Below are 14,751 nucleotides of genomic sequence, written 5' to 3'. Positions count from 1 at the left end.
GCGTCTTCGCTTTCCCGCTGGAGTCTCCATGTATTTCCTCCGCTAAGATTTAGCTTTCTGAATCGAATTACTGTTATTCAATTATTAAGCTGATTGATTGGAGCGCAGGGCAGTCGACTCCAGCGGGAAAAGCAACAGGTGAAGATCCCGCAAGAAGCCGGTTTTGCTTCTGAGGAAGCTGAAGCGTTGCCCGCGGAAAGCGACTGCCCGGAGCGGAAATCGGCCGGAGCAGTCATCGGGTTTATTGAGTTTTATTCTTATTTGATTGTATTATAATAAATCCATAAATAACCAAGGAGTTCCAGCGGGAAAAGCAACAGCTGAAGATCCCGCAGAAGCCGAACTTTCTTCCGAGGAAGCTGAAAAGCGCCATTGTTGTTACCTCACAGTGATATAGTATATCTCATGAGCAATAATCACTTAGAAACAGTCTGCTGTAATGAAGTTAAAGGAGTGTCAGTATGGAACGCGAAAGCAACTATCGGTTATTGAAATTAAAAGAAATTTTATTTGATCATACCGATGAACATAATGAACTGGGAATTCAAGAGATAATAGAGAGTTTGCAAAGGGAGATGCCCAATGCAACCTTTGATAAACGAACAATCAAAAGGGATTTGGAAATCCTTGATGAAGCGGACTTTGAGATCGTGCGCAACACAGGGAAATTCGGCAAGCTTCTTTACAGCCATCAGTCACGCCTATTTGAAACTTATCAATTACGATTAATTATCGATGCGATTCTGTCAGCTCGTTTCATTACAGAAAAAGAGAAATATAATCTCATTGATAAGGTGAAGATGCTGACCAGTAAGAAGATAGCAAAAACATTGCCCGAGCCGCTCCTTTTCAGCCAAGCCTCGAGCATGGATTATGATATGGTGAAACTGAATATTGACTTTGTTCATAATGCCATTTCCGATAAGAAGGTACTTAGCTATCAATATGGAAAATATAATATGCAAAAGGAATTTGAGTTTAACCGAAATGGTGATTACTACAAGGTGGAACCCTATGCTTTAATCTGGCAAAATGACTATTACTACCTGATTGGCCGCTTCCAGCAAAACGGCGAAATGCGCCATTATCGACTGGATCGAATCCGCAATATTAAAATAAGCGACCAGCATTTTGTAAGACAGGATTTTAAGCTGCAGAATTATGTGAATCAGAGCTTTCATATGTTTGCTGGAGAAGAGATATGGATTAAAATACAATTTCATAAAGATCTGATCAATGTTGTTCTGGACCGCTTTGGTCAGGAGGCAGATATCAAAGAATTGAATGAAGACCATTTTGTCCTAAAGACAAAGGCAAAATTATCGGATGGCTTGATTAACTGGATTCTGACATGGGGAAATAAGGCCAAAGTGCTCGCACCTGATTATCTAGTGGAACGAGTGAAGGTTCAGATTGAGCAGATGATGAAGGTATATGAGTAATTAAATAAGAAATAGAGCAGTTTCAGAAAACGGGATTAAAACAGAAAATCCACGAAGCATATACAAAATGCATCGTGGATTTTTTGGTATCCAGACCCTTAACAGGACCAGCAATTTTGACCATTGCTGTTCCGGCGCCTTTAGAAACATAGACAGTCTGCTTTTTGCGAATTAATCGCTGAGCATATCTATACCCAATGTTTCATAGGGGACTCTTAATTTAAAGGCCAAGTTATTTGCTTCTAAATCAATTGTTTGAACAGCAACAACCAAGTTGCTTTGCAGATCCATTTCTGTTACTGCTACATAGATTTCCTGGTCTTCTGGGTTAATGGTTACCCATTCCGGCATTGGCAGGTATTTATCCATATACTCCATGATTTTCTGATTAGGAAGCTCAAGCAGGCCGACAGAGATTGATTTTTGTTTTAAAATCAAATCGCCATTTTCCTGCACCAATGGTTCAAGGTGTACCGATAGTGGTACAGCTGTAGAAAAAACAGGAAGTTCGCCAATCAGATGAACATCATCCTCAAGTGAAATCCTGTAATGATGGTTGGAATTACCTAAGGATTTTTCAATATAGGCATTGACGAGATCATTCAAGTTTTGTTTGGTTGTCCGGATTACAAATTCAGAGCCTTCCTGTTCCGTCTGATCTGCTGTATTTGGGAATTCATTCTCCGAAACTGGCCAGAATATCAGCAAGAGCAGGGAAATCATAATAACAATATTGATAGCGAGTAAGCCATAGAATAATTTTTTCCATCTATTTCTTATACTTAATCGCTGTTTTCTGTCAGACATAGCGTCCATCCTTATCTAATCGTAATATATTCAAGCACCCGTTCAGCTATTCGATAATATCCTTCATAGTTCGGATGGAAATTATCTTCAGAGAAAAGGTTCTCTGTTGAATCTTTAAATAAATCCTCTGTCGGTATATAAGTTACGTTATCATAGTCATCCGTAATAGCTTTCCCTGCTGCATTCCAGGTCTCGACAATTAAGTCCAGCTCTTTGATATCCTGGAAATATTGTTCGAACGGGTTATAGAATCCAATAAGATATATCTCCGTATTGGGATTAAGTCTGCGGATTTCGTCAAATATCTGACGCATTCGCTCCTCATAACCTTTCCTTTCAAAAACAAAATCCTCCATCACCAAATCGGTAATGTTGTCTTTGGCAACCTTCATAATATCATTGGCACCAATGGTAATCAGTACGATATCGGAATCACGAATATCATTTGCGATTTCATTGTTTTCCAGACGCAGCAATAATTGATCGGTTCGGTTACCACGTTTTCCGTAATTATCGATCTGGGCAATCTGCTGATTTGCGTTGATGGTCCGATCCAATATTCCCACATATCCATTCTGTTCCGTTTCATCACCAACACCCTGTGTCAATGAATCACCGATGGCAACAATATGAGTCTCTTGATTTGTGAAAAAATCTACCGTGCTCTGTACTGCTTCCGTTATAAGTTCTGGGAAAGTCCGCTGCTCTTGCTCAACATTTTCTTCTTCAGTTTCTGTTTCATTCTCAGCTGATTCTTTCCGTTCCGATTCAGTACTATCATCGGGTACAGAATCGGTTTTCGTTAGGTTTGAATCTGATTGACCGGTAGTATATAAAATTATCCCTGCTGTGCAAAGAATTAAGAATAATAAAGAAGCGATAATATATAATCGTTTTTTCTGCATGTCATCACACCTATGATCGTTATCTGTTATATATTATGGAAATAATGTGTAACTGTCCACTTTTGTATTCATTTAAAAAAGCATTTGAAATTACAATACCCTATTAGTTTAATCAATAAAATGGGAAGTTAAACTTTTAGATTGTCTTTTAGTTTATATCGAAACTAAAAAACGCCTTCTGTTCAGAAGACGTTTTCGGGGGAGATTTTATCCTATTCCCCGGATGCCCCGGAAGTAAACCAATTATTTTATTGAGAGGGATACTTCTGCTTTGTCTTACTCTTATTGTAAACAGAGCCCATATAGATGAACAGTGCTGTCCATATTAAAATAAAGGTAACTAAATGGGCATGTGTAAATGTTTCATTATAGAAGAACACACCTAATATTAGCATCATCGTTGGAGTGATGTACTGCAGGAATCCTACCATTGCAAGCGGTATTTGCTTTGCTCCGTTTGCAAACAATAATAAAGGAATTGCAGTAAGAGTACCGGCTCCGATCAAATAAAGGTTTGTCATACTAAATAAAGCATCGAATGAAAAGGAATTCCTGGGTATCATCCACAAGTATATAAGAGCGACTGGAGTTATGAGAAGTGTTTCGATCGTCAGGCCGAACATTGCTCCAATATCGACAGTTTTTTTTAATAATCCATATAAAGCAAATGTCAGCGCAAGCAGTATGGATATCCATGGAAAGACACCATAACTGAATGTAAGGTAAAGTACTCCTGCTGCAGCCAGTATAAAGGAGATCTTCTGCGTTTTTGTAACAGATTCCTTCAGGAAAACAACACCTAGCAATATACTGATCAGAGGATTAATATAGTAGCCCAGACTTGCCTGCAGGACATGTCCATTGACAACAGCCCATATAAATAAAAACCAGTTCAAGCTGATTACGATGGAAGCGGCTGTTATTCCAGCTAGCTTCTTTCTGTCTTTTATAATGCTTTGGCACTCCTGCCAGAATGGAAGCCACTTGCCTAACACAATAACAAGCAGAAGCATGAAGGCGGATGCCCATACGATCCTATAGGCAAGTATTTCGCCGGCGGGAACATTATCGAGCTGTTTCCAGTATATTGTCATAAAACCCCACAGTACATATGCACTAAAGGTATAAATGATTCCAAGATTCGTTTTTTTGTTCTCCATAAGAATTCCCCTTTTCAAGCACAATAAGATAATACTAAAATGAAAAAGTGAATAAAGCAATATATAAATCTGAGAGACTGTCTGAACGGATTCCTCTAGGCTCGAGCCGCCCTTTTAATTGGTTACATGGACGTTTAACGATAAAGAACTCAGGAGCATTAAGGCGGCGCTGTTCTAGAGCATTTTCGCTCAGATGTATAAGGCTTGACTGACAGCAACGCTTAGAAAAGAGCCTTTATAATAGAGAATGGAATAAGCGTGTATAATAAATCTTGGGTTAGGCAGAATTATCGTGGAATAAATTTCTGTGCTATATTAATAAGTAAGGCAACGTGTTTAAAGAGGGGATCGTTAAACCATGGAAATTGTATCGCTTTTATTAGGCTTTGTAATCATATTTAATATTGCTTTAGGTATTTCCATCGTATTCCTGGAACGAAAAGATCCCACCTCTTCATGGGCATGGCTGATGGTCCTATTGTTTATCCCGGTTGCGGGTTTCCTGCTTTATTTGATCTTTGGAAAACCGATAAGCAAGGGACGAATTTTTACGTGGGACAAAAAGAGCAGAATGGGAATAAAAACCATGGTGCAAGCCCAGTTAAGGTCTTTGGAGAATAGGGAATTCGTTATTAATCAGGAATTGGAGCCCTACAAGGACTTGATCTATCTGCATTTACGGAATGACGATGCAATCTATACCGAAAATAATGATGTCGAAATTTTTACCGATGGTGTTAAGAAATTCGATGCACTCATTCAGGATATGCAAAAAGCAACCGATCATATTCATATGCAGTATTACATAATGCGCAGTGATGAGCTCGGACAGCGGCTGGCTGAGGTGTTAATCAAAAAGGCGAATGAGGGCGTAGATGTCCGGGTCCTTTATGATGATATGGGTTCAAGATCCCTAAAGAGGAAATATATCAAGCGGATGAAGAATGCAGGTGTTATGGTTGAAGCCTTTTTCCCTTCCAGGTTCATTGTGAATTTTAAAATCAACTACAGAAACCACCGGAAGCTGACCATTATTGATGGGAAGGTCGGTTACATTGGCGGATTTAATGTAGGTGATGAATACTTGGGGAAAAATATCAAGTTCGGGTATTGGCGTGATACGCATTTGCGTGTATTGGGTGATGCCGTTCAAAGTATGCAGACACGGTTTATCCTGGACTGGAATCAGGCATCACACGAAGATATCCATTATGAGGACCGTTATTATAATACAAGCCCAATGGGGGATGTGGGAATGCAAATCGTTTCCAGTGGCCCTGATTCCGAATGGGAGCAGATCAAAAATGGCTATATAAAAATGATTCTGGCAGCCAAGAAGTATATCTACATCCAGACCCCGTATTTTATCCCGGATGAAAGTATCCGCGATGCGCTGCGGATAGCTGTTTTATCTGGAGTAGTTGTAAAGATTATGATTCCGAATAAACCGGACCATCCGTTTGTCTATTGGGCAACCTTATCCAGTGCCGGAGATCTGTTGAATGCCGGAGCGGAAATATTTATTTATCAAAATGGTTTTCTTCATTCGAAATCAATTGTAATTGACGGTAAAATCTCATCTGTCGGTACTGCCAATATAGATGTTCGGAGCTTCCGGCTGAATTTTGAAGTCAATGCATTTGTATATGATTCTGGTATCGCCGAAAGATTAGTACAGTCATTTGAAGAGGATATTATGTTGTCTACCCAGATGACGAAAAAACTATATAAGCAGAGATCAATCGGCATACGCTTTAAGGAATCATTATCAAGATTGATCTCGCCTGTTCTGTAAATAGAAGAAGTTTGAGGAGGAGTAACGATATGGAAGCAAAAGCTTGTTCAAAGTCATTGGCGTTAAAGACCACTCACGTGCTGCCGCCAGATACAAATGCCTATGGGACCCTGTTTGGCGGTAAGCTAATGGCCCATTTAGATGATATTGCTGGTATAGCTGCAGTTAAACACGCAAAAAATCCTGTGGTCACAGCATCAACAGATTCAGTGGATTTCCTAGCACCGGTAAAGGTAGGGCATTATATCTCTATTGAAGCATTCGTAACCTGGACACATAATACTTCTATGGAAGTGTTCGCGAAGGCAATTACAGAAGACATTTCAACCGGAGAAAGGAAGGTATGTACAACAGCCTTCATGACCTTTGTTGCAATCGATCAAAAAGGACGGCCTATTCCCGTCCCGCCGGTTTATCCAGAAACAGAGCATGAAAAAATGCTGCACGAGGGCGCACCGCTAAGAGCGAATCGACGCGAAGAAAGAAGACAAAACTCCCAGGAGCTAGCCAAAACCTTTGGTACCAAATATGTAATGGAATAAAGCAGTATGACGTATAATAGAGCCGTCCTGCCATAAGCACATGACCCGGCAGCCTAAATAAAAAATCCAATCTGATTCGAATTCTAATAAGAAATTTGAATCGGATTGGATTTTTCTTTTGACGAAGAGAAGAACTATCATTCCGCTATAAATGATAAATTATGAATTTTGTTCTTCGATTTCTTCTAGTTTAATATGGTCATCAGCCCAGCATTGGATTTCTTTTATGACTGGCTCGAGCTTCTTGCCCTTTTCTGAGAGCGAGTATTCGATACGAACAGGAAATTCAGAATATATTTTTCGTTCAACGATACCTTCTTTTTCGAGTAATTTTAATCGATCAGAGAGCAGTCTTCCGCTGATTGGCAATCCCGCTTCCATTTCCGAAAAACGCTTCATACCATCCATTAATTCAAATAATATTAAACCTACCCAGCGTGTACTCAGGAGACCCATAGCCTTTTCAAAACGTGGACATAATTTCTCCATGATGATTCACCTCACTCTATAAAATCTCGATATATATTAGTCGTCCATCAATAATTACAAAAAGTAACTTCTTTATCATACTATCATAATCTTATTCATCCGTAAATAGAGGGGATATTGATATAGTAATTTTGAACTAAAATATTTCGGGAATAGAAAGAAATTTTGGTATTTTTGGTCCGATTATGGAATAATGTTTTTATAGTGTATGTTCAAAAAGTTTCTCTTGTTTGGGGGAATTTATTTGAATAATCCTTTATACGAATTATTGGAGGTTAGAATTATGGTAAATCAAAAAACACAGGAAAAATATGCTGAATTGGCATTGCGTACAGGGGTTAATTTACAAAAAGGACAGGCTTTGATGATCAATGCATCGATCGAGGGGGCTGCATTTACTAAAATTGTTGTCCGTAAAGCTTATGAACTGGGTGCTAAGGATGTCCATATTAATTGGACAGATGATGAATTAACGTTATTGAGATATGAAAATGCACCAGATGAGGTAATTGCGGATTATCCAGAATGGCGAGTGAAACTGTATGATACCTTTGCTGAAGATGGTGCAGCGGTGCTAAACATTCGCTCAACAAATCCGGATCTATTAAAAGATATTGACCCATTGCGGGTAGCTACTGCAAATAAGGCAGCAGCAGAAGCGATGAAGAATTTCCGGAAATATACCATGAATGATAAAATTCCTTGGTCGATCATTTCAATTCCATCCGGTGACTGGGCACAGAAAATCTACCCTGAACTAACAAAAGAGGATGCGATGGAAAACTTGTGGGAAGCCATATTGAAAATTGTCCGTGTTGATCAGGATGACCCGAATGCTGCATGGGATGCCCATAATGCAACCTTGAAAACAGCGCGTGAAGTGCTGAATGACAGAAACTATAAAAAGCTTATTTTTAAAGCTCCTGGAACAGACTTGGAATTGGAGTTACCTGAAGGACATATTTGGAAAGGCGGATCTGCTGTTGCGGAAACCGGAGTTACATTCAACCCGAACATGCCGACAGAGGAAGTATTTTCATTACCGCATAAGTATGGCGTTAATGGGACGGTTTCAAGTACAAAGCCACTTAATTATGGTGGAAGCTTAATCGATAAATTCAGCCTTACTTTCAAGGATGGCCAAGTCGTTGATTTTAAAGCGGAACAAGGGGAACAGGTTCTGAAGCATTTACTTGACTCGGATGAAGGGGCGCGCAGACTTGGTGAAGTCGCATTAGTACCACATGAATCACCAGTATCGCAGTCCGGGTTGATTTTCTACAATACATTATTTGATGAAAATGCATCCTGTCATATCGCGCTAGGTAAGGCGTATCCAACCAATCTTGAGGGTGGCTCATCAATGGGTGATGCGGAATTGGACAAGCATGGTGTTAATGATAGTCTGATCCATGTTGATTTCATGATTGGTTCAGAAGAAATGGATATCGATGGGGTAAAATATGACGGAACTACAGAACCCGTATTCCGTAACGGAACATGGGCATTGAACATAAAAGGGGAATAATGGTAAAGGAAACGAAACTGGATAAAAATATATAAGTCAAAGTGAAATCCGAACGATGCAAATCAGTTCGGATTTACTTTTGGGGTATTTTCGTAACGAAATAAGGAAAGAAACTCTGAAGCTCCTATAGAAAAACCGCTTGAACGCAGTAATTGCGCCAAACGGTTCCTGTTACATCAATTCATTTTTTACTAAAGCGGCCTTAATCTTTGTATAGTCAAATTCCTCAGGCAAGGCTTCCTTCAATGGCTTTAGTTTTGGTTCATCAAGCTTGCTATGGGCTAGAAGGACAGCAGCTTCTTCTTGCTCATTAAAGAAGATTCCCCAAGCGAGCGGATGTCCTTCCTGAAAAGCTTTAAATATATGATTCTCAATGGTAACTTTCGAGAAATCCCGAATAGCGGCAATATCTTTAATTGATTTTCCCGACTGAAACATCTGATAGCTGATTAAATGGCTTGGACGATCATCAGTTGCTTTCTTTGTCTTTGGTCTGGCAGAAGCTGAATCAGCAATCCGGATTTTCTGCTTTACATCGGGGTGGGCCTTACGCCATTCCCGGATAACCGTTAAAAATTCCTCGCCATATTGATCGTATTTTTTCTCACCTACACCTTTGATCTCGAGCATGTCCTCTTTTGTCACTGGGAAGTATCTGCTTAGGTCCTTGAGTGTAGCATCAGAGAACAGGACATATGGTGGAAGATTTTTTTCCTCGGCAATTCTTTTCCTTAATGTACGAAGCTCTGTGAACAGGTCCTCATGGTAGTCTGTATTCTCACTGGCAGGAATAGGTGCGGTATACATTTCTACAGAACGCTTTCCTTTTAGCACATCAACAGAATTTTGATTCAATCGCAATGTCGGATACTGTCCTTCTTCTGTATCGAGTAAGCGTTCCGCAACGAGAAAGTGGATGCGCTCTGTCAGCTCTTTTTCGGTATATGCTGAGAGAATGCCATAGGTGGATATTCTATCAAGCCGAAAATCTTTTATCTTCTTATCCTTTGAACCTTTTAGCACTTTCGCGGTCATACCTACGCCATAGCGCTCATCCATTCTCTTGACACAGGACAAAATCATTTGAGCTTCTTCCGTAATATCAATCTTTTCCTGGCGTTCTACACAATTACTGCAGCGCCCGCAAGTAGTTTTCGTTACGGTATCATCAAAATAATCAAGTATAAAGGCTGTCAGGCATCCGTGGGTATGACAATAATTAATTATTGCCTGCAGTTTTCGATATTCGTTTTGTTTGGAGGCATCATCCATTTGTGACTGCTCAATCAAAAATTTCTGCAATTGTACATCCTGTGGTGAAAACAATAAGATACAGTCACTCGGTTCGCCGTCTCTTCCTGCCCTTCCTGCTTCTTGATAGTAGGATTCAATATTCATTGGCATAGCATAATGAATGACATACCGGACATTGGATTTATCAATACCCATACCGAATGCGTTCGTTGCAATCATAATGGACTTTTCATCATGGATGAAGGCTGACTGAGCCTGTTTCCGCTCTTCTTCCGACAATCCGGCATGATACTTAGCGACGGCAATGCCTCGCCTGGACAACTGATCATGGAGTGTATCGGTCTGTTTTCTGGTAGCCGTATAAATAATTCCTGATTCGTCCGAATGCTCTTCCAGAAACAACCGTATGTAGGAGGACTTATCCTTCCCTTTTACAATATGAAACGATAGATTTTCCCGTTCAAACCCAGTGTTGACGACATTGGTATCATTGATATTCAATAACTCCTGTATATCGGAAATGACTTCCTCTGTTGCAGTTGCCGTTAATGCAACGAAGACTGGGATGTTGGATAGCCGTTTTAAATTAGGAACAATAGAACGGTAGCTTGGTCTGAAATCATGTCCCCATTGGGAAATACAATGGGCCTCGTCAAACGCAACGAGTGCGAGAGGGATGCGCTTGATTACATTTACAAAAGTGCTGGACTCGAATCGCTCGGGTGCAACATATACAAATTTATATCGTTGATTGGCGACATCACGCAGACGGGATTGCTGTTCGCTTGTTGAAAGTGAGCTGTTAATGAAGGTTGCCGGGATACCCAAAGCCTGCAGTGCATCCACCTGGTCCTTCATAAGAGAGATTAATGGGGAGATGATGATTGCAGTTCCGTCCATAGATAAACCTGGAATCTGGTAGCAAAGGGACTTACCGCCGCCGGTTGGCATCACAGCAAGTGTATTCTTCAGGTGTAATATATGATCAATGGTTTCCTGCTGACCTGGACGAAATGACTCGTAGCCGAAATAGGTTTGTAGAATTTTTTCTTCTTTTACTAACATGCCACAGTGCCTCCTTTTCATAGACTAATCCTAACATATTTTTTGGCGTCCGTTCAGTAGAATCCTAATTTTTATTATAGGGGATCAGCAAAGAGCCAAACAAAAAACGAGTCCAGCAATAGACTCGCTAAGCTTGCTTCCGATGACTGAACAATAGACCAATCAATCCGCCTGCTACCGCTGGGATCAGCCATCCCAATCCGCTGGCATAGAATGGGAGTCTTTCCATAATGGTTGTAACTTGTTGGGATTCAATACCAAATGAAATGAAGACATCATATAAGCTGATAATGGATGTGAATAATATGGCGCCGCGGTAGACATTCGTTGCATCTCCAAACAGTCTCCCGATGAATGTTAGCAGGACCAGCACAATAACAATTGGATAAAGGAATCCAAGTACTGGAACGGAGATACCTATTATCGTATTTAATCCTTGATTTGCAATGAGATAACTCACCAGTGTTGTGATTAAAATTACCCATTTATATGGTATCTTTGTTATTTTTGTGAAAAATTCCCCTGAGGCAACAACCAGTCCCACAGAGGTGGAAAAGCATGCCAATAACACAATAGAGCCGAGCAATAGTGCTCCGAAGTTTCCAAAGATGATACTTGCTGTACTCGAAAGCACCTCACCGCCGTTTGAAAAGCTCCCTGCTGTGGCCATTTTAGTTCCTATCCAGCCAAGCAGGGTATACACAATGATTAACCCGATTGCTGCAATAAGTCCTGCTTTTAGTGTGGCATTTACCAGATCCCTTCTTGAGGTAATTCCACGTTCTTTAAATGCCTTCACAACGATAATTCCAAACGCCAGTGCCGCAATGGCATCCATTGTTAAATAGCCTTCCATAAACCCGGTAAAGAAGGGTGTAACAGAGTATTTTTCGGCAGGCGCAGAAAGCGGCGCATGCAATAGGAAAATACTTCCAATACCGAGGGCAATGATCGCAAGCAATAAGATAGGTGTAAGGTATTTGCCGATTTTGTCCACCATTTGGGAAGGGCTCAGGCTGAATACATATACCAAAATAAAGAATAGGCTCGTGAAGAGGAATAGTGCTGACGATGAGTTCCCATCAACCATAACGTTAACGCTCATTTCGTATGCTACCGTTGCGGCACGCGGTATGCCGAAAAACGGGGCAATTGCAAGATAAACAATTGAAGTGAAAATTAATCCAAATTTAGGATGAACCCGATCGGCCAGTTCCCGTGCATCATTCTTAACAAAAGAAATCGCAGTAACTGCCAAGAGGGGCAGTCCAACACCAGTAATGATAAATCCCATGATTGCCGGCCAGAAAGCTGCACCAGACTCTATTCCAAGAGTTGGCGGATAGATTAGGTTCCCAGCCCCAAAAAATAAGGCGAACAGCATTAATCCTATTGTAAATATGTCCTTTTTCAAGATAAACATCCTCCGGAAATGATTTAATCTGCTTTTGTGAACAGTTGTATACGAAGTTTTTAAGTCACTAAATTATTTGTAAAATCAGATATTAATGAATATTAGATATCAAAGCAAATGATAGCTTAACAAGAATAGCTATAATATGTCAATATTATTTTTCTGTTTGATTAAGGCTTAAATAATTTACAATTCTACCATTCATCTATAAAATATCCTTATAAATAAAGGCACTTCTTATAAGCATTGTTGTTTTTAAGGTTAATGGAAACGGCGGTACAGCAGCAGGGCGCTTTCTGCGGACCACCTTTTGTCCTTCTAAAAAGTAAATCCGGTTCTTGCGGGGGTCTTGTGCCCTGCGATTAGGTAAATTATGGATTATGTGCCGAAAGTATGAATTCAGGTTGATAGCTAAACCGCAGTTAATCGATATTCCGTCAAAAACAACAACCTTTTAAAGCCTAAAATAAATGAGTAAGGGGGTATGGCATGGTTCCTTCTTTATTGTTTGAGATAATGATTATTGTTCTGCTTGGAATTGGTTCACAGTGGGTGGCATGGCGGTACCGGATGCCGGCAATCGTTGTTATGTCCATTACAGGACTGCTCATTGGACCGATTTTTGGATTAATAAACCCTGAAATGGATTTTGGACCTTTATACAGTCCACTGATTTCAGTTGCGGTAGCTATTATACTCTTTGAAGGGAGTTTGAACCTGAGCTTCAGTGAGCTGCGCGGCGTAGGAAAGCCGATTTTTCTCATATCGACAGTTGGTGCGTTTATTGCATGGATTCTTGGTTCCTTGACAGCTCATTATGTGGCGGGTCTATCTTGGGCTGTTGCATTTGTTATCGGGGGTTTATTTATTGTAACAGGTCCAACCGTTATTATGCCGTTGCTTCGCCAGTCCAAACTAAAGGCGAGACCGGCTAAGGTTTTAAAGTGGGAAGGGATCATTGTTGATCCGATAGGGGCATTGCTTGCTGTTTTTGCATTTGAAATTATTACGTTTATAAGTGCAGACCAGCCAAATCCTACACAGCTTTTAATGTTCTTTGCTGCCTCGCTGTTTGCAGTTATACTTGGATGGGCACTTGGCCGAGGGCTGGGCTGGATGTTTGAGACCGGTCATGTACCGGAATTTCTGAAATCCTCCTCCGTTGTTGTTGTGGTTATTCTTTGTTTTACAGCGGCAGATGAAATTATGCATGAGACAGGACTATTATCGGTAACAGCAATGGGGATTACGCTTGCGAATATGGGAATTAGTTCGATTTCGGACATGCGGCATTTCAAGGAAAACATATCTGTCCTGCTTACATCAACCATCTTTATTATGCTGACCGCCTCTTTGGAAATGGAGACGATTCTTCATATCTTCAGCCCGAATATTATTGGCTATGTCGTATTGATGATGTTCGCGGTACGACCTTTGTCTATATTTTTATCGACTATCGGATCAGGACTGTCTTTCAATGAAAAGGCGCTGCTTGGCTGGATTGCGCCCCGCGGGATTGTTGCACTGACGGTATCGGGTTATTTTGCCTCGGTTTTGGCGGATGCGGGGTACGAAGGCGCGACCATTCTGACAACATTAACCTTTGCACTGGTATTCTTTACAGTGCTCGCCCACGGCTTTTCGCTTGGTTGGCTGGCGAAAAAGCTCAACCTGTCAATGGAAGGGAATCCAGGGGCATTAATTATCGGCAGTAATCCATTTACCGTAGAATTGGTAAAATCGCTGACCAAAGCAGGGATTCCAGCGATCATTGTAGATTCATCTTGGGAGCATCTCAGCCTGGCAAGAAAAGCGGGAGTTCCAATCTTTCATGGCAACATGCTTTCAGAGCAGACGGAACATCACTTTGATACGATTCCGTATGATTATATGCTTGCCCTGACAGAGGACCGTTCCTATAATTCACTGATCTGTACGACATTCCTCCCCGAATATGGCAGGACGAATGTATTTAAAGTGAGTCCATATTTGCAATTGGATAATGGTTATTCGACTGGGGTGGTATCCCAGGTTGGAGGAAGGATACTTTTTAATAAGAAGTTTTCCCTGGAAGACTTGAATGACAAGGTTAGCAATGGTTATGTGATTCGTCAGACAACATTGACGGAGCAATATAACTTTGAATCCTATAAGAAAGATAAGGATAATAGTACAGTTTTTCTTTATTTGGTAAGACCTTCTGGGCAGCTCAAATTCTTTTCTGAGGAAATGCGCACTGTTCCGGTTGCAGGAGACACAATTGTCAGCCTGACACCTCCAATTAAAGAAAAAGAAAAGATACAGGCCAAAATAGACAGCGGTAAGGGTTTGAAATAGATATAAGGAAAAG

At 40.6% G+C, this 14,751-nt stretch carries 12 protein-coding genes; 6 read left to right on the top strand and 6 right to left on the bottom strand.

The window, feature by feature from the left end; genetic code table 11:
* The first annotated feature begins 93 nt into the window (after positions 1 to 93).
* Positions 94 to 276 (top strand): hypothetical protein, encoded by a 183-nt coding sequence (locus tag OMHG_RS17730; RefSeq protein WP_081498486.1) that lies wholly within the window; start codon positions 94 to 96, stop codon positions 274 to 276.
* Between the two features lie 185 nt (positions 277 to 461).
* Positions 462 to 1,442, top strand: a complete 981-nt coding sequence (locus tag OMHG_RS03840) for a helix-turn-helix transcriptional regulator (RefSeq protein ID WP_010648473.1) — start codon at positions 462 to 464, stop codon at positions 1,440 to 1,442.
* Positions 1,443 to 1,613: 171 nt separating this feature from the next.
* Here OMHG_RS03840 and OMHG_RS03835 read toward each other — a convergent pair whose 3' ends face one another.
* The 3 genes from OMHG_RS03835 to rarD form a co-directional block, all read right to left on the bottom strand.
* Positions 1,614 to 2,249 (bottom strand): YpmS family protein, encoded by a 636-nt coding sequence (locus OMHG_RS03835; RefSeq protein WP_010648471.1) that lies wholly within the window; start codon positions 2,247 to 2,249, stop codon positions 1,614 to 1,616.
* An 11-nt stretch (positions 2,250 to 2,260) separates the two neighbouring features.
* The gene (locus tag OMHG_RS03830) at positions 2,261 to 3,154 is read right to left on the bottom strand and encodes an SGNH/GDSL hydrolase family protein (protein ID WP_010648470.1); all 894 of its coding nucleotides are present in this window, start codon (positions 3,152 to 3,154) and stop codon (positions 2,261 to 2,263) included.
* Between the two features lie 248 nt (positions 3,155 to 3,402).
* Positions 3,403 to 4,314 (bottom strand): EamA family transporter RarD, encoded by a 912-nt coding sequence (rarD, locus tag OMHG_RS03825; RefSeq protein WP_010648468.1) that lies wholly within the window; start codon positions 4,312 to 4,314, stop codon positions 3,403 to 3,405.
* A gap of 358 nt (positions 4,315 to 4,672) precedes the next feature.
* On the opposite strand from rarD, the gene cls reads away from it, so the two are divergent.
* Both cls and OMHG_RS03815 read left to right on the top strand, forming a co-directional pair.
* Positions 4,673 to 6,109 (top strand): cardiolipin synthase, encoded by a 1,437-nt coding sequence (gene cls / locus OMHG_RS03820; RefSeq protein ID WP_010648466.1) that lies wholly within the window; start codon positions 4,673 to 4,675, stop codon positions 6,107 to 6,109.
* Between the two features lie 29 nt (positions 6,110 to 6,138).
* A complete protein-coding gene (locus tag OMHG_RS03815) occupies positions 6,139 to 6,651 on the top strand; it encodes an acyl-CoA thioesterase (RefSeq protein WP_010648465.1) in 513 nt (170 codons plus the stop codon).
* A 159-nt stretch (positions 6,652 to 6,810) separates the two neighbouring features.
* On the opposite strand, the gene OMHG_RS03810 is transcribed toward OMHG_RS03815, so the two are convergent.
* Positions 6,811 to 7,140 (bottom strand): winged helix-turn-helix transcriptional regulator, encoded by a 330-nt coding sequence (locus OMHG_RS03810; RefSeq protein WP_010648463.1) that lies wholly within the window; start codon positions 7,138 to 7,140, stop codon positions 6,811 to 6,813.
* A 283-nt stretch (positions 7,141 to 7,423) separates the two neighbouring features.
* On the opposite strand from OMHG_RS03810, the gene OMHG_RS03805 reads away from it, so the two are divergent.
* Positions 7,424 to 8,668 (top strand): aminopeptidase, encoded by a 1,245-nt coding sequence (locus tag OMHG_RS03805; protein WP_010648462.1) that lies wholly within the window; start codon positions 7,424 to 7,426, stop codon positions 8,666 to 8,668.
* A gap of 171 nt (positions 8,669 to 8,839) precedes the next feature.
* On the opposite strand, the gene recQ is transcribed toward OMHG_RS03805, so the two are convergent.
* Together recQ and brnQ are read right to left on the bottom strand one after the other, a co-directional pair.
* A complete protein-coding gene (gene recQ, locus OMHG_RS03800; RefSeq protein WP_010648460.1) occupies positions 8,840 to 10,987 on the bottom strand; it encodes a DNA helicase RecQ in 2,148 nt (715 codons plus the stop codon).
* A 127-nt stretch (positions 10,988 to 11,114) separates the two neighbouring features.
* The gene (gene brnQ, locus OMHG_RS03795; protein WP_010648459.1) at positions 11,115 to 12,401 is read right to left on the bottom strand and encodes a branched-chain amino acid transport system II carrier protein; all 1,287 of its coding nucleotides are present in this window, start codon (positions 12,399 to 12,401) and stop codon (positions 11,115 to 11,117) included.
* Positions 12,402 to 12,890: 489 nt separating this feature from the next.
* Between brnQ and OMHG_RS03790 the strand changes: the two genes are divergently transcribed.
* On the top strand, positions 12,891 to 14,738 hold the full coding sequence (locus OMHG_RS03790) for a cation:proton antiporter (protein ID WP_010648458.1): 1,848 nt from the start codon (positions 12,891 to 12,893) through the stop codon (positions 14,736 to 14,738).
* The last annotated feature ends 13 nt before the right edge of the window (positions 14,739 to 14,751 follow it).

This window comes from Oceanobacillus massiliensis str. N'diop, from assembly GCF_000285495.1.
Lineage (GTDB): Bacteria > Bacillota > Bacilli > Bacillales > Amphibacillaceae > Oceanobacillus > Oceanobacillus massiliensis.
The sequence above is the reverse complement of the archived record's forward strand: the minus strand, read 5'-3'. Positions and strand labels throughout refer to the sequence as shown.

What these genes read in the sequence shown, in the direction of transcription:
- OMHG_RS03840 (WP_010648473.1), top strand. Translation starts at nt 462, where the DNA reads ATGGAACGCGAAAGCAACTATCGGTTATTGAAATTAAAAGAAATTTTA.
- OMHG_RS03835 (WP_010648471.1), bottom strand. Translation starts at nt 2,249, where the DNA reads ATGTCTGACAGAAAACAGCGATTAAGTATAAGAAATAGATGGAAAAAA.
- OMHG_RS03830 (WP_010648470.1), bottom strand. Translation starts at nt 3,154, where the DNA reads ATGCAGAAAAAACGATTATATATTATCGCTTCTTTATTATTCTTAATT.
- rarD (WP_010648468.1), bottom strand. Translation starts at nt 4,314, where the DNA reads ATGGAGAACAAAAAAACGAATCTTGGAATCATTTATACCTTTAGTGCA.
- cls (WP_010648466.1), top strand. Translation starts at nt 4,673, where the DNA reads ATGGAAATTGTATCGCTTTTATTAGGCTTTGTAATCATATTTAATATT.
- OMHG_RS03815 (WP_010648465.1), top strand. Translation starts at nt 6,139, where the DNA reads ATGGAAGCAAAAGCTTGTTCAAAGTCATTGGCGTTAAAGACCACTCAC.
- OMHG_RS03810 (WP_010648463.1), bottom strand. Translation starts at nt 7,140, where the DNA reads ATGGAGAAATTATGTCCACGTTTTGAAAAGGCTATGGGTCTCCTGAGT.
- OMHG_RS03805 (WP_010648462.1), top strand. Translation starts at nt 7,424, where the DNA reads ATGGTAAATCAAAAAACACAGGAAAAATATGCTGAATTGGCATTGCGT.
- recQ (WP_010648460.1), bottom strand. Translation starts at nt 10,987, where the DNA reads ATGTTAGTAAAAGAAGAAAAAATTCTACAAACCTATTTCGGCTACGAG.
- OMHG_RS03790 (WP_010648458.1), top strand. Translation starts at nt 12,891, where the DNA reads ATGGTTCCTTCTTTATTGTTTGAGATAATGATTATTGTTCTGCTTGGA.